This is a genomic window from Novosphingobium sp. NPDC080210, from assembly GCF_050281025.1.
Taxonomy (GTDB): Bacteria; Pseudomonadota; Alphaproteobacteria; order Sphingomonadales; family Sphingomonadaceae; genus Novosphingobium.
Map to the genome: position 1 here is coordinate 39,014 of NZ_JBNNWL010000006.1, position 19,793 is coordinate 58,806.

Annotated in this window: 8 protein-coding genes and 1 pseudogene; 1 reads left to right on the plus strand and 8 read right to left on the minus strand. The window is 63.6% G+C overall.

Annotated features, from left to right (window positions below; genetic code table 11):
- Positions 1-19: 19 nt before the first annotated feature.
- Together ACQKOE_RS14455 and ACQKOE_RS14460 are read right to left on the minus strand one after the other, a co-directional pair.
- A complete protein-coding gene (locus ACQKOE_RS14455; protein ID WP_427513422.1) occupies positions 20-2,149 on the minus strand; it encodes a TonB-dependent receptor in 2,130 nt (709 codons plus the stop codon).
- Between the two features lie 354 nt (positions 2,150-2,503).
- Positions 2,504-3,661: a tyrosine-type recombinase/integrase gene (locus ACQKOE_RS14460; RefSeq protein ID WP_427513423.1), complete on the minus strand. Its 1,158-nt coding sequence runs from the start codon at positions 3,659-3,661 to the stop codon at positions 2,504-2,506.
- Positions 3,662-4,198: 537 nt separating this feature from the next.
- Between ACQKOE_RS14460 and ACQKOE_RS14465 the strand changes: the two genes are divergently transcribed.
- A complete protein-coding gene (locus tag ACQKOE_RS14465) occupies positions 4,199-5,368 on the plus strand; it encodes a cell wall hydrolase (protein WP_427513424.1) in 1,170 nt (389 codons plus the stop codon).
- Between the two features lie 10 nt (positions 5,369-5,378).
- Here ACQKOE_RS14465 and ACQKOE_RS14470 read toward each other — a convergent pair.
- The 6 genes and pseudogenes from ACQKOE_RS14470 to ACQKOE_RS14495 all read right to left on the minus strand — a co-directional run.
- Positions 5,379-6,653 (minus strand): annotated as a pseudogene (locus tag ACQKOE_RS14470) (3-hydroxyacyl-CoA dehydrogenase NAD-binding domain-containing protein); the annotation flags it as partial.
- A gap of 185 nt (positions 6,654-6,838) precedes the next feature.
- Entirely contained in the window at positions 6,839-8,428 is a 1,590-nt protein-coding gene (locus tag ACQKOE_RS14475; RefSeq protein WP_427513425.1) for a fatty acid--CoA ligase, read from the minus strand.
- Positions 8,429-8,490: 62 nt separating this feature from the next.
- The gene (locus ACQKOE_RS14480; protein WP_427513426.1) at positions 8,491-9,957 is read right to left on the minus strand and encodes a M20 family peptidase; all 1,467 of its coding nucleotides are present in this window, start codon (positions 9,955-9,957) and stop codon (positions 8,491-8,493) included.
- Positions 9,958-10,156: 199 nt separating this feature from the next.
- Positions 10,157-13,252 (minus strand): bifunctional proline dehydrogenase/L-glutamate gamma-semialdehyde dehydrogenase PutA, encoded by a 3,096-nt coding sequence (gene putA / locus ACQKOE_RS14485; protein ID WP_427513427.1) that lies wholly within the window; start codon positions 13,250-13,252, stop codon positions 10,157-10,159.
- A gap of 80 nt (positions 13,253-13,332) precedes the next feature.
- Positions 13,333-15,423, minus strand: coding sequence for a tetratricopeptide repeat-containing sulfotransferase family protein (locus tag ACQKOE_RS14490; protein ID WP_427513428.1), 2,091 nt, complete (start codon positions 15,421-15,423; stop codon positions 13,333-13,335).
- Positions 15,424-15,591: 168 nt separating this feature from the next.
- Positions 15,592-19,653: a hypothetical protein gene (locus ACQKOE_RS14495; protein WP_427513429.1), complete on the minus strand. Its 4,062-nt coding sequence runs from the start codon at positions 19,651-19,653 to the stop codon at positions 15,592-15,594.
- Positions 19,654-19,793 lie beyond the last annotated feature (140 nt).

Consider the following 19,793-nt stretch of genomic DNA (forward strand, 5'->3'; position numbering starts at 1 on the left):
GTCAATCTGCGCCCGACGATCAGAACGAGGCCTGCCAGCGCAGGGTGAAGGCACGGCCGCGCCCTGAAACAAAGTCCTTGTTCGTAACGAAGGTCGCCGTCTGCGAGAAATACGTGATGTATTGCTCGTCAAACAGGTTGCTGACGGCCAACGTAAACCGTCCAGCCTGCTTGGCGTCGTAGCTCACCGACGCATCGACAAGTGTGTATCCGTCAAAATTGAACTGGGGCAGCCCGCCGTCGAACTCACGGTCGAACAGATGCGACACCTGGACCCGTCCGCTAAGCCGTTCGCTGATCGGGCCTTCGACAAAGGCGTTGAGGCGGTTCGGAGCGATATTGCGGCCATCGAGATCGCGGTCCACCTTGCCGTCCGCGTTGCTGTCATAGCGCCCTTCCAGCACCGCGAGCGCGACGCCGACGCGGTGTCGGGTTGGAAAGCGATAGTTTGCGGCGACCTCGAAGCCCTGGATCTCGGTCCGCTCACGCTGCACAACCCCGGCACCGCCGATCACCTGGATGCGCGAGCCAAGATCGGAGTTCGACCAGAAATAGCTTGCGGTGAGATCGAGACCGCCGCGCCGCCAGCCAGTTCCAAGTTCGAATTTGTTCGCGATCACCGGTTTGAGATCGACCAGTTCCTCAACGGTCCGGCCAGGCGTGTTGACTGCCCGCAGGATCAGCCCGGCGTCCGGCATGGTGAAGCCCTGAGCGTAGGAGCCGAAGACCGTGAATCCCTTCAGTGGCTCCACGACCGCGCCGCCATTCAGAAGTAGTTTGTCGAATTGCGGGCTCCCACCTTTAACGAAGGTTCGATTGGCACTGGCAATAGTCGTGAAGTCCGGAACGTCGAGCGTGGCATGCTCCCAGCGGGCACCACCGGACAATCGCACCACATCAGCTGCGAGCTTCTGCTCGATCTGCACAAACGGCGCCCAGCCCTTGTAGATGAGTTTCGGCACCCACAGGCGACCGGTCTGGGCCAGTTCCTGGAAGCTTTTGTCGCGTAGATAGTCTGCTCCGGCAACGATCTGGAGGCCTTTCCAGATGGCGTCCTGCTTCGCCCATGTCAGCTTTGCGCCGTATTTCTCCGAACTGAGCGCGGATTGATCAAACAATGTGCCAACGGGCGCAATGTTTGAATCCTGGAACGAGGGAAACCTGTCACCCCCGTAGAGCGCATAAAAATCGTAGTAGAAGCCCTGGAGCGTGAGTTTCCCACTGAGCAGCGAGTCGTTCGTGTAGGTGAGTGCCAGATTTACCGCCTCGTTGAAGGTCGGGTCGCCGTCAGGTGTGCCTTTTTCCGAAGTAGCCGGAATTCCGGCCGCAATGTTGCCCAGGACCGTGCGATAGTCACCGTCGCCTTCAGCCTTGAAGTAGTTTGCGCTGGCTTCTAGCCGCTGTCCCGGCGCCGGTTCAAAACCGAGCTTGCCGAACAGGCTCCAGCTTTTGCTGTCCATCAGCTCACCCTGGGTCGTGTCGATGCCGACCGCGCGGTCGCTCCCGTCGTAAAATAGATCGTGCTTCTCGTAGGCCGCGCCCGCGATGAAATCGAACGCACCGAAGCGCTGGCCCGTCAGCGCGGACGCACGATAATGAAACCCGTTGTCTTCGAAATCATCCGTGGACACTTCGGCAGTGATCCGATTGAGCCAATCGCCATTTTTTGGCGCCTCGACCGTAACGTAATTGATCACGCCGCCCGTCGCGCCGACGCCCTGAATGGCGTTGGCACCGTAGATGACCTCCACGCGATCAACAAAGGCCGGGTCGACCGTGAAGCCGCTTCGCTTGCCATCACGCAGCGGCGTGGACTGCGGAATACCATCGACCAGGTAAAGCGGGGTGCGACCGCGCAAGGATTCGCCCGTGCTCGTCATCTTCTGGCGAGCGGGGGCGAGGCTTGGAATGGAAAAGGCCAGACTGTCCAACAGGCTGGGGCTTACTGCGAGCTGGGTATCGAGACCGGCGCGATCAATCACACGTACGGTGTTCGGGATCGCGGTAATGGGCGTCGGCGTGCGGGTCGCGGAAACAATGATCTCTCGATCAGATCCACCGTTTTCGAGATCGCTGCTTTGGGCTTCCTTCGCTGCAGCTATCGTTGGGCAGGCCAGCAGTGCGGTGGAGATCAAAAGTGCGGATTTCATGATTATTCCCCTGTCAGCGATCTGGGTGATTGGACCGATTCGACGTTCGCTGCAGCGGGTATAGATCTAGAGACGCTAATGCAAGTCACTCGCAATAAGGAAATCCGTCGACCGGTCATGTCCGGCCGTGGGGCCGGCTTTGGCGCAGGAGAAGTCCGGCTCGATCGAAAAGGGAAAAATAGTCCGGGCGGCCAGCCCCGTGAGCGGTGGACACAAATTTGCGCGGGCATTGGCCCGTCGCGACATGAAGTGAAACGCATCGGCCCTCGCTATGTGACACCGTTCGTGAGGAGCCAGCAGAATGACGCCGCCGACGCTCAGGTCATTGTTGAGGTGACGTGACCTCCCACCGCCTCACGCCGCAAGCGCCCTATCCAGCACATCGGTAATCGAGTCCGCCGCAATCATGGCCGGCTGGGCGGCAAGGTGGGCGTAGCGCGCCGTGGTCTGCACTTGGGAATGTCCCAGCAGTTTGCCGATGATGGGCAGTGAGTGTCCGGCAGCAATTGCTGTTGATGCGAAGGTATGGCGCAGGTCATGAATCCGGACTTCGGAGAGGCCAGCGCGGGCACGTACCCGCTGCCAGAATGGTTGGAGGTCGGTCAGCCGCCGCCCCGGTAGAGTTCCAGTGATCACCCATGGGTTGCCGGGCAGGCGAGGGGCGTTCTCCAGCAGTTCGCAAGCGGGCCGTCCGAGGAACACCTTCTTTGCTCCCGTCTTGGAATCCGGAAGGTTCAACACCCGCTCTTCGAGATCAACATAGTCCCACTGCAAGGTCATGATCTCGCTGAGCCGGCATCCGGTATAAAGAAGAAGCCGGATCGCGAGGATGGCAGAAGGCATCTCACGGCCCTCCTGCTCGACCTCCCGCAATACGTCGCCCAGATGTTTGATCTCGTCGAGGCTAAGGAACCGCTCCCGCTTCACCTCGGGGTACTTCTGGATCAGGCGGCGGGGATTGCTTCCGTCAGGGCGCAGTCCCCACAGCTCGGCCAGGTTGAACATCTTGGAGATGATCTCGAGGCAGCGGTTCGCCTCATAGGGGATGTGCCGCAGGTCATGATGGAACTTGGCAACATCAGCGCGAGTGACATCGGTGATCACCATCTGTCCCAGCTTGGGCAGGATGAATTTGGCGAGCGATCGCCTGTAACCCTTGGCGGTGCTGGCCTTGATCCGCAGCGAGATGTGCTGCTGGTCGAACCGCTCGGCGAGATCCTTGACCAGCAACGCGTCTCGACGCGCCTCTCGGTCTGCAGCAGGGTCTTTGCCACTGCGGACATCAGCAAGGATGGAGAGAGCCCGGCTGCGTGCCTGTTCGGCGGTAAGGATGGTGCTGGGCCCCAGAGAGATCCGGCGTGATCGCCGTCCAGCGCGATACTGGACGATGTACTGCCGGCGCCCCGAGGGAAGAACCCGCAGGCCGAGGCCCGGTATGTCCTTGTCCCAGATGTAATACTCTTTGCCCCTGGGGCTGGCCGTCTCGACCGTGCGTTTGGTTATCTTGGGCATTTTCGTGTCACTTCTGTCGATCGGATTTTCGGCCCGAGGCAGGCAGGTTGCATCCCGGTGGTTGGCGGCCCACCTCGATGCGCTTGGTCTTGCCTCGGCCGACGCAATCGGTGCTGATCAGTGCCCTTGAAGTCAACGAACATATTGAAAAGAAGTAATAAAAGGAAAATAGACGTGATACGGCGTATGCGGTGAGTTGGCCAAAGGCCACCGCCAGGTATCCCCGCAGTCATCCCGCTCGAATCACGGCAGGTATTTGGGCCGCCGCGGCCGGACAGGCTGTAAGCACTGTGGAAGCAAGAGAGGGCAAAAGGCGGCAAATGCCGTCGTAAACCAGCGGGGCAGGGGCCCTGCCAAATGTCCGCGCATGTGTCGGTTATGTCGTGCTTATGTCGGTCATATCGCAGTATTTACAATGATTTAAGACTGCCACTCATAACCTGAAGGTCGTAGGTTCAAATCCTACCCCCGCAACCAATAAAACCCCGCCTCAAGGCGGGGTTTTGTCATTTTGGCGGGGCGGAATAGAATGCAGTTATGGACAAGCCGCTGAATCGACGCCTGACCGTCGCCTTGCTGGCGCTTCTGCCGTTGATCCTGCTGATCTGGGCGAGCTTCCGGATTGCCCCTTCCTCGGCTGCGGAACTTTCGCTTGAACGCAATCCGCTGCTCCTGTCGGAACTGGCGCGCCTGCCGGGTAGTCCTGATGCGACGCCCTCCGCGCAATTGGCGCTCCCGGCGGGATCGCTCGATCCGCGCGCGCTGAATGCGGCCATTCCGTTCATCGCTGGCAAGATCGACCCGGCGCCGCCCTATCGTTTCGCCGGAGGGCCGACGGATCGCACCAATGCGCGGGACTGCCTGGCCCTGGCAGCCATGGCTGAAGCCGGGCCGAGCGATCCGGGGCAGCGCGCCGTCATGCAAGTAGTGCTCAACCGCGCGCGCCATCCGGCCTTTGCCAATTCGGTCTGCGGCGTCGTGTTCGAAGGAGCCGAACGCGCGACCGGGTGCCAGTTCACTTTCACTTGCGACGGCTCCCTGTCGCGGCATTATGCGCCCGCCGGTTGGGAAGCCGCGCGCAAGCGGGCGGATCAGGCGCTGGCTGGCTATGTCTATCGCCCGGTCGGCAACGCGACCCATTACCATACCGACTGGGTGTTCCCCTGGTGGAGCCCCAAGTTGCAAAAGCTGGCCCAGGTGGAAACGCACCTGTTCCTGCGCTGGCCGGGTTACTGGGGTTCGGTCGCATCGTGGCGCAAGGGGCGGTCGGCGGCTGAGCCTTCCTTCGCTGACCTGCTGAGCCGCTTTGCCAGGGAGGCTCCGGCAGAAGCGGAACTGGCGGCCCAGTCACCGCTGGGTGAGGTGGTGATGCCGCCTCTGCCAGCCGATACGCCGAAGGTGAGCGGCGGGGCAGTCGTCATGCGCCTGCCTTCGGGCAAGGCCAACTTCGTGCTGGTGACGCCCGCTGCGGGAGCGGACAGCGCGCTGAACATGGCGCGCAGGCTTTGCCCGGAAGCGGGAACCTGTCGCGTCATGGGCTGGGCGGACCGGGGTCTGATCCCCGCCGCGCTGCCTCTGCCCGCGCCCTCGCGGTCCGCCCTGCAATTCAGCTATGCGCGCGATCCCGCCGGAGCGGAGATCGCGCTGTATAACTGTGAAACCTATCCTGGCCTGCCGCGCGAGAAATGCATCCCGCGCGCGCGTTAGACCCTCAAGTTTAGTTGAACTTCCCGCCTTCAGCCGCCAGCTTCTCCAGCAGCGGCGCAACGGGCAGGTTGTGGCGCTTCAGGCCCTCGACGATCTTGGGCAGGCCTTCGTGGTCCGCCCAGTACATGATGCCGCCGGTCCAGACCGGCCAGCCATAGCCGTTGAGCCAGACCAGATCGATGTCGCTGGCCCGCTGGGCGATGCCTTCTTCCAGGATCAGCGCGCCTTCAGATACCATCGGGTAGAGCAGACGTTCGAAGATTTCCTGCTTGGAAATTTCGCGCTGCGCCACGCCGGACTTGGCGGCGAAGTCGGCGATGATGCCCTTCACCTCGTCAGACGGGGTGCGCTGACGGTTCTCGTCGTAATCGTAGAAGCCCTTGCCCGTCTTCTGGCCCCAGCGGCCCGCCGCGCAGAGCGCTTCGCGGATGGTCGTGACCTTGCTGGGATCGCGGTGCCAGCCAATGTCTAGGCCAGCGAGGTCGCCCATCTGGAACGGCCCCATCGGGAAGCCGAAATCGAGCAGCACCTGGTCGATGTCGTAATAGGCTGCGCCTTCCATCAGCAAGGTGTTCGCCTGTTCCTGCCGCTTGGAGAGCATACGGTTGCCGATGAAGCCGTGGCACACGCCCGAGACGACCGGAACCTTGCGGATCTTGCCGGCCAGCTGCATCACCGTGGCAAGCTGGCTGTCGCCGGTCTTTGCGCCGCGCACCACTTCGAGCAGCTTCATGATGTTGGCAGGCGAGAAGAAGTGCATGCCCAGCACGGCTTCGGGCCGCTGGGTGGCCGTGGCGATCTCGTCAATGTCGAGATAGCTGGTGTTGGAGGCGAGGATCGCGCCCTGCTTCACGATCTTGTCGAGGCGGCCGAAGACGTCCTTCTTGACCTCCATCGATTCATAGACCGCTTCGATCACCAGGTCGCAATCGGCCAGGTCGTCAAAGCTGAGGCTTGGCGTCAGGCGCGCCATGGCGGCCTGGGCGTCCGCTGCCTCGATCCGCCCGCGCTTGACGCTGGCTTCATAGTTCTTGCCCATCACGCCGACGCCGCGATCCAGCGCGGCCTGTTCCTGCTCGACGATGGTCACCGGGATGCCAGCGGAAAGGAAGTTCATGGTGATGCCGCCGCCCATGGTGCCGGCGCCGATCACGCCGACCTTGGCAATCGGGATCAGCGGCGTGTCTGCCGCGATGTCATCGATCTTGGCGGCAAGCTTGAGTGCGGCTTCGATATGCGCCTGGGCGCCGGGAAGGGGTTCGGACATGATTTCGACTCCTTGTTGATGGGGCGCAGGTAGCGCAATTTTGGGCTCACACGAAGACACGAAGGCACGAAGATGTTGCTATGGACCGCAGGTCCCTTGCCGATCGACCATTGCGGCAAACGCAACGGTTGAAGGTTTAGGGCAACTTTGCCGCAATCACGACACCTTCGTGTCTTCGTGCCTTCGTGTGAGCAAATCCGCAATCAGTTGATCTGCCGGTCAAACCCCGCCCAATAGGGTTCGCGCAGTTGGCGGCGCAGGATCTTGCCGCTGGGGTTGCGGGGCAGCGCGTCGATCACGTCCACGCTCTTGGGCACCTTGAAGCCCGCCAGCCGTTCGCGGGCCCAGCTGATCACGCTGTCCGGATCGACGGTTGCGCCGGGCTTGGGCACGCAGACGGCCTTCACCGCCTCGCCCCATTTCTCGTCCGGCACGCCGATCACGGCGACCTCCAGCACGTCGGGATGGCCGTAGATGCCGCTTTCCACTTCGGCCGGATAGACGTTTTCGCCCCCGGTGATGATCATGTCCTTGGCCCGGTCATACATGTAGACGTAGCCGTCCTCGTCCATGTAGCCGACATCGCCAGTGGCAACCCAGCCATCCTTCATCGTCGCTTCGGTCGCTTCGGGCAGCTTCCAGTAACCCAGCATGTTGCTGGACGAGCGGGTGACGATCTCGCCAATTTCGCCGGCGGGAAGCGCATTGCCGTCGGGGCCCCGGATTTCCATTTCGACCCCGGGCAGCGGCTTTCCGGCCGAGCGCATCCGCTTGTTGCCTTCGACGGTATGGTCCTCGGGCGGCAGGACGCAGATCGTGCCGGTGGTTTCGGTCATCCCATAGTTCTGGACGAACTGCGCGCCGAACATGGCGATGCATTCGCGCAGCAGTTCCAGCGGGATCGGGCTGGCGCCATAGAGGATGTACTTGATCCGGCTGAAATCGGTCTTGCCGCAGTCCGGGTGGTTGAGCAGCATTTGCAATGCGGCCGGAACGATGAAGAAGCGGGTGACGCCCCGGTTCTCCACTGCGTCGAACACGCGCGGCGGATCGAATTCGGTCAGGACCACGCCGGGCAGGCCCGCCGCGAGCGCCATGACGCCCAGCCCGGTGCCGCCGATGTGCGCGCAGGGCATGGCGACCAGCACCGCCTCGTCCTCGTCCCACAAGGTATGCGGCGGCGGATTGTCGAGATTGGCCTTGCGCAGGCCGAACAGGTTGCGGTTGGATAGGACCGCGCCCTTGGGATTGCCGGTCGTGCCGCTGGTGTAGAGCTGCAGGATGGCATCGCCGGCGCCCGAGGGGGTGAAGTCGGCGCGCGGTGCGGTCAGCACTTCGCGGCGGGCTTCATCAGAAGTGAAAGTGCGGATCAGGCCGGGGCGCTTGCCCAGGGTGTTGGCGCAGGCTTCGAAACCGTCGCCCAGGAACAGCAGCTTTGCCTCGGCATTGTCGATGATGAAGGCCGCTTCCGGCTCGGCGAGGCGCCAGCCGACCGGAACCATCACGATCCCTGCGCGCGCCGCGCCAAAGAACAGGGTGAAGTAGGTGACGCTGTTCTTGCCGAACCAGCAGATCCGGTCGCCTTTGTTAAGACCCATGGCCAGCAGGGCCGAAGCCACACGGGCCGTGGCGTCCTCCAACTCGGCAAAGCTGTAGCGCAGGTCGTCCCCTTCCATGGCCAGCTTTTCCGGGCGGTCCTTCGCCCAGTAACGCAGGAATTCGTCAAAGGTGAACAGGTCAGCCGTCAGCTTCGCCTTGGCCAGCAGACGGTCGTAGGTCTCTTGATCCAGCATGATTCATCGCTCTCCTGATCGGCAGTTTAACCGCGCGATTAAGAAGGGCAAGGGGCTTGGCGTCAGCCTGCTGCAGTTGCCAGAAGGCGCGCGTAAAAGGCGATGGCGCTCTCCAGGTTCTTCAGCGTCATATGCTCATTGGTGCCATGGATCATCTTGGTTTCGCTGGTTGCGAGCGAGATCGCGGCGAAGCGGTAGACGTCGTCCGAAACCGGAGCCATCGAACGGCTGTCCGTCGCGGCGACGACCAGATAGGGCGAAGCGACGATGCCCGGATGACCGGCATGGGCCGAAGCAACGATCATCTGCCAGCCGGTCGAGGTGGACGATGACAGGGCGGTCGGCTCACGCGGTGGGCGCTCGGTGAAATCGACCCGCACCGGCATTCCCTTCACGGCGGCGCGGGCGCGTTCCAGCACCTTGGCCGAACTGTCCCATGGGGCGATGCGGTAATTGATCAGCGCCTCGGCACTTTGCGGCAGGACGTTTTCCTTGGGCGAGCCTTGCAGCATGGTCGGCGCGATGGTGGTGTGGAGCAGCGCGGCAGAGGCTGGGCTTTCCGCCATCTGTCCCTTGATCACGCCGCTGAAAAGCCACTTATTGGCGGCGGCGACCTTGGTCATCCCCCCGGCCTTGGCGGCGAACACGTCGAGCATCGCGGCGGCCGGACCGCGCAGTTCCAGCGGGAATTGATCCTGATGGATGGCGATCAGCGCCTTGGCCAGGTTGATCGTGCCGATCTCTTTTGGCGGCATGGAGGAATGGCCGCCCGGCGCATCGGCGCGCACGCGCAGGGTGACATAGCCTTTCTCTCCCACGCCGATCATCATCGCGGGCTGGTTGATGATGGGGGTGTCGCTGGTGATGACGCCGCCTTCGTCGATTGTGAACAGCGCCTTCACCTTGCGCTCGGCCAGCAGCCGCGCTGCCGCTTCGGCACCGGTTCCGCCGACCTCCTCGTCATGGCCGGAAACCAGATAGATCGTGCGCGTGGGCTTGAACCCGCTGGCGGCCAGCGCTTCCATCGCTTCGAACAGGGCGACCAGCGAGCCCTTGTCGTCAATCGTGCCGCGTCCCCAGACCGCGCCTTCGGCAATGGTCCCGGCAAAGGGCTGGTACTTCCAGTCCTTTTCGGTGCCCGGGGTGACCGGCACCACGTCCTGATGGGCCATGACGATGATCGGTTGCGCGGCAGGATCGCTGCCCGGCCAGGTATAGACCAGGGTCTGGCCGACCATTTCGCGCTGCATGGCCGCGTGGGACTTTGGATAGGTGGCGGCCAGCCAGGCGTGCAGCTTGTCCCATTCGCCGCGCTGGTTCTGGCTGGCGTCCTGGTTGCTGATCGTCAGGAAACGGACCGACTCCGCCAGATGCTGCGTCGCCAGGTTGGTATTGAAGGGAACCAGCGGGGCGACCTTGACGGCAGCGCCATCGGCCACGCTCTGCGGCGCGAACATGGCGGTTCGCACGGCAATCGTCCCGCCCAGCACCAATGCCGCGACGCCGATGCCCAGCACCCATTTCTTCATGATCCGTCCCCCATCTTCCCTTGGCCAAAAGGCTAAGCGGCGGGTGCGGGCTTGGCAAGCCGGGACGCAGTGGTTCGAGACGGCTCTTCAATCTGCGATTTCAGAGCCTCCTCACCACGAACGGCTTTCCATTATAGCCCGCTCGTCCTGAGGAAGCCGCGAAGCCGTAGGCTGAGGGGCTGTCTCGAAGGACTGCCGCCTAACCCGCCATCAGCGTCGCATTGCCCCCGGCGGCGGTGGTGTCGATGCAGGTCACGCGTTCCGTGGCGAAGCGGGCGATGTAGTGCGGGCCGCCTGCCTTGGGGCCGGTGCCGGACAGCCCTTCGCCGCCGAACGGCTGGCTGCCGACCACCGCGCCGATCTGGTTGCGGTTGACGTAGAAGTTGCCGACTCTGGCCCGCGCCTCGACCAGCTGGCGGGTGGCGTCGATCCGGCTGTGCAGGCCCAGGGTCAGGCCGAACTGGCAGGCGTTGATCTCGTCGATGACTTGCTCCAGCTCATTGGCCTTGAACCGGGCGACGTGCAGCACCGGGCCGAAGTGTTCGCGGTCCAGGTCGCGGATCGAGCCGATCTCGATGATGGTCGGCGCCACGAACGTTCCGTGGGCGCAGGCGGGCGGCAGATCGCGCTGCCACACCTGCCGTCCGGCCTGGCGCATGGCGGCGATGTGGGCTTCCAGCTTGGCCTTGGCCTCACCGTCGATCACCGGGCCGACATCGGTGGCCAGGTCGTCCGGGCTGCCAATCACCAGCGCTTCGAACCCGCCCCGGATCATCTCCAGCACGGTGTCGTAAATGTCGTCCTGAAGGTAGAGCACGCGCAGGGCCGAGCAGCGCTGGCCCGCGCTCTGGAAGGCGCTGGCCAGAACGTCGCGGGTGACCTGTTCGGGCAGGGCGGAACTGTCCGCGATCATCGCGTTCTGGCCGCCGGTTTCCGCCACGAAGGTCGCAATCGGGCCGTCACGGCTGGCCAGGCTGCGGTTGATTGCCCGCGCCGTCTCGGTCGATCCGGTGAAGGCGACCCCGGCAATGCGCGGATCGGCGGTGAGCATTGCGCCCACCGCGCCGTCTCCGGCGGTGAGGTGCAGGGCCTCTGCCGGAATGCCGGCCTGGTGCAGCAGTTGCACGGCAAAGGCGGCGATCAGCGGGGTCTGTTCGGCGGGCTTGGCGATGACCGAATTGCCCGCCGCCAGCGGCCCGGCAACCAGCCCGGTGAAGATCGCCAGCGGGAAGTTCCACGGCGAAATCGCGACGAAAACGCCCCGGCCATGGAGGCGCAGGCGGTTTTCCTCGCCGGTCGGGCCGGGCAGGCGTTCGCCTTCGGGCGTGAACAGCCGCCGCGCCTCTGCCGCGTAATAGCGCAGGAAGTCGACCGCCTCGCGCAGTTCCAGCACGGCGTCGACCAAAGTCTTGCCCGCCTCGCGCTGGCACAGCGAAAGCAGCAGCTCGGTATTGTCCTCGTACAGGTCGGCCGCGCGCTCCAGCAGCTCGGCCCGCGCCGCGCCGCCCCGTGCGTCCCAGGCGGGCTGGGCGGCAAGAGCGGCGGTGATCGCGGCGTCGACATCGGCGGCAGTCGCCTCGCCAATGCTGCCGACCGGCTGGCGCAGGTCATGGGGCGCCTGAATCTGGCAGATCGCGCCCTTGCCGCCGCAAATGACGTATTCCTTCTCACCCAGCTTGGCGAGGCGCGCAAGCAGGGGTTCGCGCACCAGCGGATCGGCCAGGTCCACCCCGGCGCTGTTGACCCGCCCCGGGAACAGGTCGCGCGGCAGGGCAATGGCGGGATTGCGGCGCAGGGGTAGGGCGGCGAGGTCCGCCACCGGATCGCTGACCAGTTCGTCCACCGGCACATCGGCATCGGCCATGCGGTTGACGAAGGACGAGTTGGCGCCGTTTTCCAGCAGGCGGCGGACCAGATAGGCCAGCAGTTCCTTGTGCCCGCCGACGGGCGCGTAGATCCGCACCGGCGTGCGCGCTTCGCCGCGCTCTGCCTCCAGCCGGGCCAGTTCCTCGTAAACGTCCTCGCCCATGCCGTGCAGGCGCTGGAATTCGAACTCGGCCTTGCCCGCCAGCGCCTTGATCGCGCCGATGGTATAGGCATTGTGCGTGGCGAAGGCGGGGTAGATCGCGTCCGGCGCGGCCAGCATCTTCGCAGCGCAGGCCAGATAGGACACGTCGGTCGCCAGCTTGCGGGTAAAGACCGGATAGTCGCCGTGCCCGCCGACCTGGCTCAGCTTGACTTCGCTGTCCCAATAGGCGCCCTTGACCAGGCGGACCATGATCCGGCGCTGGTACTGCCGGGCAAGATTTACGGTCCAGTCGACCAGCGGGACGGCGCGCTTGGAATAGGCCTGAAGCGCCAGGCCAAAACCCTGCCAGCCGCCCGCAAACAGTTCGCCATCGGCGACCAGGTCCTCGATGATGTCCAGCGACAATTCCAGCCGCTCGGCCTCTTCGGCGTCGATGGTAAAGTGAATGTCCGCGCGGCTGGCCGCCAGGGCGAGCTCCTTCAGCATCGGCACCAGCACCGCGCGCGCGGCAGAGGCGTGGAGGAAGTCATAGCGTGGGAACAGCGCCGAAAGCTTGACCGAAATGCCCGGCGATCCGGCCAAACCCGCGCCGCCTTCGCGCGCAATCCGGGCGAGGGCGGCAGCATAGGAGCGGCGATAGCGCTCTGCATCGTCGAAGGTCATTGCGGCTTCGCCCAGCATGTCGAAGCTGTGGGTCAGGCCGCGCTTGCGCTCTGGCGCGGCGCGTTCCAGTGCTTCGTCGATAGTCCGGCCAAAGACGAATTGCCCGCCCAGGTACTTCATCGCTTGCAGCGTCGCCTTGCGGATCACCGGCTCGCCCAGACGGCCCACCGCGCGCTTGAGCGATGCGGCAAAGCCGTCCGCCTGCTTCTGCTGAAGGACCTGCCCCGTCAGCATCAGCGAGAAGGTGGCGGCATTGACGAAAGTGCTGTCGCTTTCGCCCATGTGTTCGGACCAGTCGATCCCGCCCAGCTTGTCCTGGATCAGTGCGTCCGCCGTCGCCGCATCGGGTACGCGCAGCAGCGCCTCGGCCAGGCACATCAGGGCTATGCCCTCGTCCGTGCCCAGGCCATAGGTCTGCATCACGGCCTCCAGCCCGCTCGCCTTTTGCGCCCGCGCCCCTTCGACCAGCCGGGTGGCGATCCGGCGCGCTTCGGGATGGACCGCGCGCGCCGCGCTGGCCTGGGCCAGCCGCTCGGCAATGCAGGCTTCCTCATCCATGCGATAGGCTTCACGCAGGGCGGTGCGGTCAATCGGTGCAGGCATGCCGATTCCCTAGCACTGGTTGCAATGGAAACCAATCACGCCGGGCCGAAAATTCCACTGCGCCGGATGCTTGGTGCCGATCAGCTGGCGTCAATCCCAAGCGCGGCCAGCAGGGGGCCAAGATGGTCCGCGTGCTTGCGCCAGCGCCCGGCCGAGGTCTTGTAGACCGGCTGGCGGACCTGGTTGACGCTGGACGTGCGCACCGGGCGCTTGGTCTGGTGAAAGTCCAGGCAGGCCGGCTCCCAGTCCAGACCCAGGAATTCCAGCATCCGCCGCGCCTCGCGCTCGATATCCTCGACCACGTTTTCGTAGTCGACCTCGATGAAATGGCTGGCGGGCAGCACGCTGCGCCAATGCGCCATCAGCGCCTGGTAATCGCGGTAGAAGCGGCCGAGTTCCGCCTGGTCATAGGTGAATGCCTGCTCTCCGCCGAACAGCTTGGAATAGCATGACAGGCAGGTATCGACCGGATCGCGCCGCGCGTGAATGATCCGCGCATTGGGCAAGATCAGGTGGATCAGTCCGGCATGGAGGAAGTTGGCCGGCATCTTGTCCACCACGTGCGGCTTGCCCTGGGCCAGGGGGGCAAGGCGGGCGACATAGTCTTCGCCCATCGCGGTCAGCCGCTCGGCGGTCATGCCGCTCAGCATCTGGGGCATCCCGCCAGCCTGTTCGATCAGCAGCGAGATCGCCTTCAATTCCCCCGCACCGGCAATCTGCGAGTGCGAGGCCAGGATCTGCTCGATCAGGGTCGTGCCCGAACGCGGCATTCCCAGCACGAAGATCGGCATGGCAGAGGCCGCGCCCGCGCCGGGGAACCGGCCCAGCACGTCGGCGGGAAACGCCTCTGCCAGACTTTCCATCCAGCGGTGCGTGGCATCGGGATCATAGACCGTGATCGCGCGCTTCATGGCGTTGCCCTGGTCCAGATGGCGCAGGGCCGCAGCGGAATCGCCGGTATCCAGATAGGCCTTGCCCAGGGCGAAGTGCATGCTCATCCGGTCCGCATTGGACTGGACCCCGCCGGGGCCGACCAGGGCCTCCATCTGGCCGATCGCGGGATCGTCCGCCTTGAACTTCACGATGTCCGCCCGGGTATGCCAGCCAGGGACCGAGGCGGGGAATTCGGCGACCAGTTCGTCGAGCAGGCGGAGGGCCTCATCGCTGCGGCCATTTTCCTGATAGGCCATGGCCCGCGCCAGCAGCAGCCGTTCGCGCAGGGTGCTGGGCAGGGCAAGCGCGCGGTCATAGGCGGCAATCGCTTCGTCAAACCGGCCATGGGCAAGCAGGACCGAGCCGAGCGCGCTCGCCGCTTCGGCACTGTCGGGCCGGTTGCGCACCGCGCGCTCCGCATCGGCCAGGGCCTCGTCCAGCCGCTCCAGATCCTTCAGGGTCAGTGCGCGGGCGGCGAGGCCTGCCGGGTGATCAGGGGCGAGGGCGAGCAGGCGGTTGAGCCAGTCCAGCGCCGCCTCATGCTGCCACAGCGCATTCTCTGTCGCGGCAAGATTGACGTAAGCGTCCAGCAGCTGCGGATTGAGCGCCAACGCGCGCTGCCCGCATTCGCGCGCCTTCTGGTATTCGCCCTGTTCGTTGAACAGGTTGGCCAGGTTGGTAAAGGTTTCGGGATAGTTCGGGCGGAGCGCCAGCGCCTGTTGCCAATGGCGTTGCGCCAGGTCGAACTGGCCCAGCCGGCGGAAGGTATTGCCCAGGTTGTTGTGCGCCTCGGCATTGCTGGGTTCCAGCGCGACGACTTTTTCCAGGCAGGCGCGGCTTTCTTCCAGCTTGCCCATTTCCTGCAAGACGATGCCCAGGTTGTTCCATGCTCCTGGGAAGCCCGGTTCGCGCGCCACGGCGGCGCGGCCCGCCTGCTCCGCCTCGGCCAGTTCGCCCTGCTGGCGCAGCATTTCGGTGAGGTTGCTGAAGGCCATGGCCGGTGCATTCGGCGATTGGCAGGCCTGGCGCAGATGGGCCACCGCGGCCATGCGGTCCCCCGCGCCATAGGCGATCAGGCCCAGCATGTGCAGCGTGTGCGGCTCCCCCGGCACGGCGGCCAGGATGCGCTGGCAAAGCGCCAGCGCCGCCTGGACTTGCCCGCCGTTGAGCAAAGCCTGCGCCTGGCCCAGGGCCTGGTTTACTTCCTGACGTTGCTGCGGGGTGAGGGTTGGGGTCATGGGGGGGAAGTGTCCGGAAAGTGCTTAAGATTAAGCATGATTTGCTGTCCGCGTTAATCCGTAACGCAAGCAATCGACCTGGCAGATGCATCCATAACGGTGCAGCCAGCTCGCGGCTGGAGCCGCCCGCCGCCGCGCCATGCGACGCGGGGGGCGGGCGACCGGTTTTTAGAACCCGATGCGGATTCCGGCGGTGAGGTTGGTGATGATCTGGTTGGTGAAGGCCTCACCGCGCAGCGCGCCGCCCAGGGTGATGCGTGCGCCCCTGGTGAACTCGTAACCCAGTTCGACCGAGCCATTGCCCCGGAACCGCCGCCCGCTGCCTGCCGGGCTGAGCGCGAAGCTGGGCAGGTCATCCACCTGGCTCGTCCCGGCAAAAGCATCGCTGCGCGAGGCCAGGTCCCATTCGACCCCGGTGCTGACCCGGTAGCTCAGCCTGCCGCCCAGGTCGCCCTGGGCTGTCACCCCGGCCTGGGCCGTGGTGGTGCGCAGGCCATAGGCGCCGTAGGTGAAGGGGAACTCGACTTCGCTCGCCGCTGCCTCGGCATAGGCGGCGCGCGCTGCGCGGACATGGCGCAGGCCGATGGTGGGCATGATGCGGTTGCCCGGCGCCACGGCAAAGGCATAGCCCAGCTCGCCCGCCAGGGCCCAGGTCTTGAACCGCGACTGGCCGCGGCCCGCCTCGGTATCGGCCAGGTCGGCGGCGCGGGTGATGGTCACGTCCTGAGCGTGGACTGCCCCCACCAGGCGGGCTTGCAGGCCGGAACCATCGCCCTTCTGGCTATAGCCGACAAAGCCGCCATAGCTGACCGTATCCTGATCGGTGCTGAGTCCAGCCAGGCGACTCTTGCGGTTGATCGGCAGGTCGACAAAGGCCCCGACGCGCAGGTTGCCAGTGATCCGCAGCCCAGCGCTGAGCGCCATGCTGGTCTCGCTTTCGTCGCGGTGCTCCAAGCGGCGCAGCTCGGCCGAAAGGCACAGGCCCGCACTGCCGAAGCTGCCGCAGTCGGTGCTCAGCAGATTGGTGATGCGCGCCGCGCGGTTGGCCAGGGCGGTCATGATCTCGTCCCGGCTGAGGCCCAGGGCGAGCAGGCTGTTCACCGCATCCGGGCCGAGCCGGATGACCAGCAGATCCCAGTTCCCCGCCGTGGCCGCATCGGCGACCAGCGACCACTGGTACCGGCCCAAGGTGCCGGTCAGCGGGCCGTTCACAGTTGCGATCCCTGACAGGAGATCCTGATAGGTGCCCTTTTCCAGGACCGACTCCCCGGTCAGCCCGAACGCGGCCAGCACGCCTTCGCCGCCGGTATAGACCAGCTGCCCGTAATGGCTGGGCGAGGTGATGTGCGCGGTATAACCGCCGGTGATCATCCGGTCCGACAGGACCAGCGGCGCTATCGCCCCGCCGCCACCAGCGCCGCCCTGGCCATTGACAAGGGTGTTTATGGTGCCGGCGTTGTTAAGACCCTGTTCGATCACGCCGAAATTGCGCAGGGCATCGATCGTTCCCCGGTTGTAGATACCATTGCTGCCGCCGCTGATCGTGCCCAGATTGCTGAGCGTGCCGATCGTTACATTGTTGTAGATAGTCCCCGTAGCATTGCTGCTGCTTGCTATTTCACCGGAATTGACCAGCGTGCCAATGGTGCCGTTATTGAAAATCCCGGTTGAGCCGCCGCTGATCGTGCCGGTGTTGGTCAGCTGGTCGATCGTGCCCCCGTTGCTCAGGCCGATGGAAGTCCCCCCGCTGATGGTTCCGCTGTTGAGCAGGTTGCCGATGGAGCTATCATATGCGTTCTGAAGGCCAACCGAGTCCCCCTCGATCGAGCCGCTGTTGACCAAGGATGTAATCTGGCCTCGGGTCTGCCGATCGACCCCGTCGACCGTGTAATAACCGATCTGGTTGACCACGGCATAGGCCCCGGAAATGGTCCCTTCGTTGGTAAATTGGTCCATCTGCCTATAGTTGCGCATGCCGATGCCGGGAGATTCGATCGTCCCGCGATTGGTCAAAGTGCCGATACCATCGAAATTATAGACTGCCGTGTTTGACCCGGTGATCGTGCCACTGTTGGTCAGGGTTCCGATCCGGCCGTCCAGCAGGAACCGGCCGGACTTGTTGTAGATTCCGTATTGCGAGGATTTGCTGCCGATGGTTCCGGTATTGGTCAGCGTCTCGATCACCCCTTCGTTCCACAGGGCATGGTCCTGCCCGCCGGTGATCGTACCGGAGTTGGTCAGGCTGGTGATGGTTGCACCCTGGTTGCGCATTCCGGCCAAGCCGCCATCGATGCTGCCGCTGTTGCTGATTGAGCCGATCGAGCCACCCCAGCTGTACAGGCCATAGGTTCCGCCGCTGATCGTGCCGGAATTGGCAATCGCACCGATATCCCCGCCATCATTGTAGAGGCCATAGGTTGTCGCCCCAGAGATTGTGCCGCTGTTGGTGATCGATGTGACTTCGCTGTTGTTGTAAAACCCGTAATTGGCCCCGCCGATCGCGCCGTGATTGATCAGGCTGGTCAGCAAGGCCGAGTTATAGACCCCCGCCGTCCCGCCGGTGATCTTGCCCGCAGCTTCATTGGTGATCGTGCCCATCGACCCGCCGGAATTGAAAATGCCTGTGTCGCTTATCCCGGCGATGGTGCCACTGTTGGTGATCGAACCGATCGTTCCGCCATTGTTGAAAATGCCGGATGCGGTGCCTCTGATCGTCCCGCTGTTGCGCAGGGTGGCGATGTTTCCCGTCGAACCGTTACCGCTATAGTTTTCAATTGCGTATGTGCCGCCGGTAACCGTTCCGGCATTGTCCAGCGTGGTGACGGTCCCGTTGCTGAAGATCGCTTGATATGAGGAAGATATCGTACCTTGGTTGGTTAGCGTTGTGACTGTGCTTCGATTGAGGTGGAATGCAATCTTGCCGCTGGAGATCAGTCCGGTTTCGCTGTTTGTGATAGTGCCGTACGATGCCGTGCTTGTAAAAAGTCCGGCCTCATTGCCTCTGATAACGCCGTGATTGGTGAGAGATTCGATCGATATCAAATTCAAGATACCGAAGGATCCGCCACTGATCTCTCCAGTTTCCCGGTTTACCAGATTGGTGATCCTACCTGTATTCGAGATGCCAAAGTTGGCCTCTCCACTGATCACACCGCTGTTGGTCAAAGTCGCGATTGTTCCGCGCTCGTTGGCGATCCCGGTGGGGGCGGTGAGGGTACCCGCGTTGTTCAGCGTGGTAATCGTACCTAAATTGCGCAACCCGATCAGGCCACCGGTGATCAATCCTCCCGCCCGATTGATGAGCGTGCCAATGGCAGCACCGCCCTCATTGATGATGCCAACCTGGCTGTCCCCGCGGATCGTTCCGCTGTTGTCCAGCATGGTAATCACCGCTTGGCCGAAAGTGCTGTTGATGTTCCAGATGCCATGGACGGCGCCAGCAATCGTCCCCGAGTTGGTCAGCGTGACGATATTGGCCAGGTTGCGGATTCCCGTGGTGCCCGATGCCGTGATCGTGCCGTGGTTCGTCAGTTCGCTGATGGTCCCGCCGTTGTAGATGGCTTTGGAGCGCCCGTCGATATTCCCCCCCGCATTGTTCAGCAGGACAAGGATGTCCGAATCCCGGTCATTAGAAATTGCGTTGGCCCCGGTGCCGAAGATGGTGCCGCTGTTGGCAATCCTGTCGATCTGTCCCGCGTTATAGATCCCGGAATTTGCGCTGATCCGGCCGATATTGTTAAGCGCGCCGATGAACCCGCCATTCACGAAAAGTCCGGTGTTCTGGGCGAGGATGTTGCCGTTGTTATTGATCGTGCTCATCACCCCGCTTTGCGTGACTTCGACCGCGTAGGAGGTTCCGTAGATCTGTTCGAAATTGTCCAGAATGCCGATCCGCCCGCTTGATCGAAGGCCGATGCCGCCGGCCCCCTGTGCGACAATCCGGGCACCGTAGGAATTGTTCAGAACGCCGATGTTGACGCCAGTTTGCACGTCAATTGCGGGAACGTCATAGTCGGTGGTACTGATGATCTCGCTGTTGTTCGTGAAATCTCCCGAACCGGGTGTCGTTGCTCCGTCGCAAGGTGCGTAGACACCCTGGACCGTCCCGCACGGCGCGGCGAGGGCTGGCGTGGCGGCGAAGGCTGCTGCAAAAGCAAGGCCGGATGCACCGCCAGTCAGTACGGATTTGCGTGCAGCGCGAATTGGATTTCGGGTAATTTCGTGAAACATCGAGTGCGACCTCTGTTGAAAACGTCCAATACCTGCGCGGCCACAGATGAATGTCACGGCGTTCCGAACAGGCGGAACGGCCATGGCATTGCGCTTATGTCATGAAATTGGTTTATATTTCAATGTCCTGATCGGAGGCC

Bases quoted from the DNA above. Each gene is read 5' to 3' on its own strand.
- ACQKOE_RS14490 (WP_427513428.1), bottom strand. From the start codon at position 15,423: ATGACCCCAACCCTCACCCCGCAGCAACGTCAGGAAGTAAACCAGGCC.
- ACQKOE_RS14480 (WP_427513426.1), bottom strand. From the start codon at position 9,957: ATGAAGAAATGGGTGCTGGGCATCGGCGTCGCGGCATTGGTGCTGGGC.
- ACQKOE_RS14460 (WP_427513423.1), bottom strand. From the start codon at position 3,661: ATGCCCAAGATAACCAAACGCACGGTCGAGACGGCCAGCCCCAGGGGC.
- putA (WP_427513427.1), bottom strand. From the start codon at position 13,252: ATGCCTGCACCGATTGACCGCACCGCCCTGCGTGAAGCCTATCGCATG.
- ACQKOE_RS14455 (WP_427513422.1), bottom strand. From the start codon at position 2,149: ATGAAATCCGCACTTTTGATCTCCACCGCACTGCTGGCCTGCCCAACG.
- ACQKOE_RS14495 (WP_427513429.1), bottom strand. From the start codon at position 19,653: ATGTTTCACGAAATTACCCGAAATCCAATTCGCGCTGCACGCAAATCC.
- ACQKOE_RS14475 (WP_427513425.1), bottom strand. From the start codon at position 8,428: ATGCTGGATCAAGAGACCTACGACCGTCTGCTGGCCAAGGCGAAGCTG.
- ACQKOE_RS14465 (WP_427513424.1), top strand. From the start codon at position 4,199: ATGGACAAGCCGCTGAATCGACGCCTGACCGTCGCCTTGCTGGCGCTT.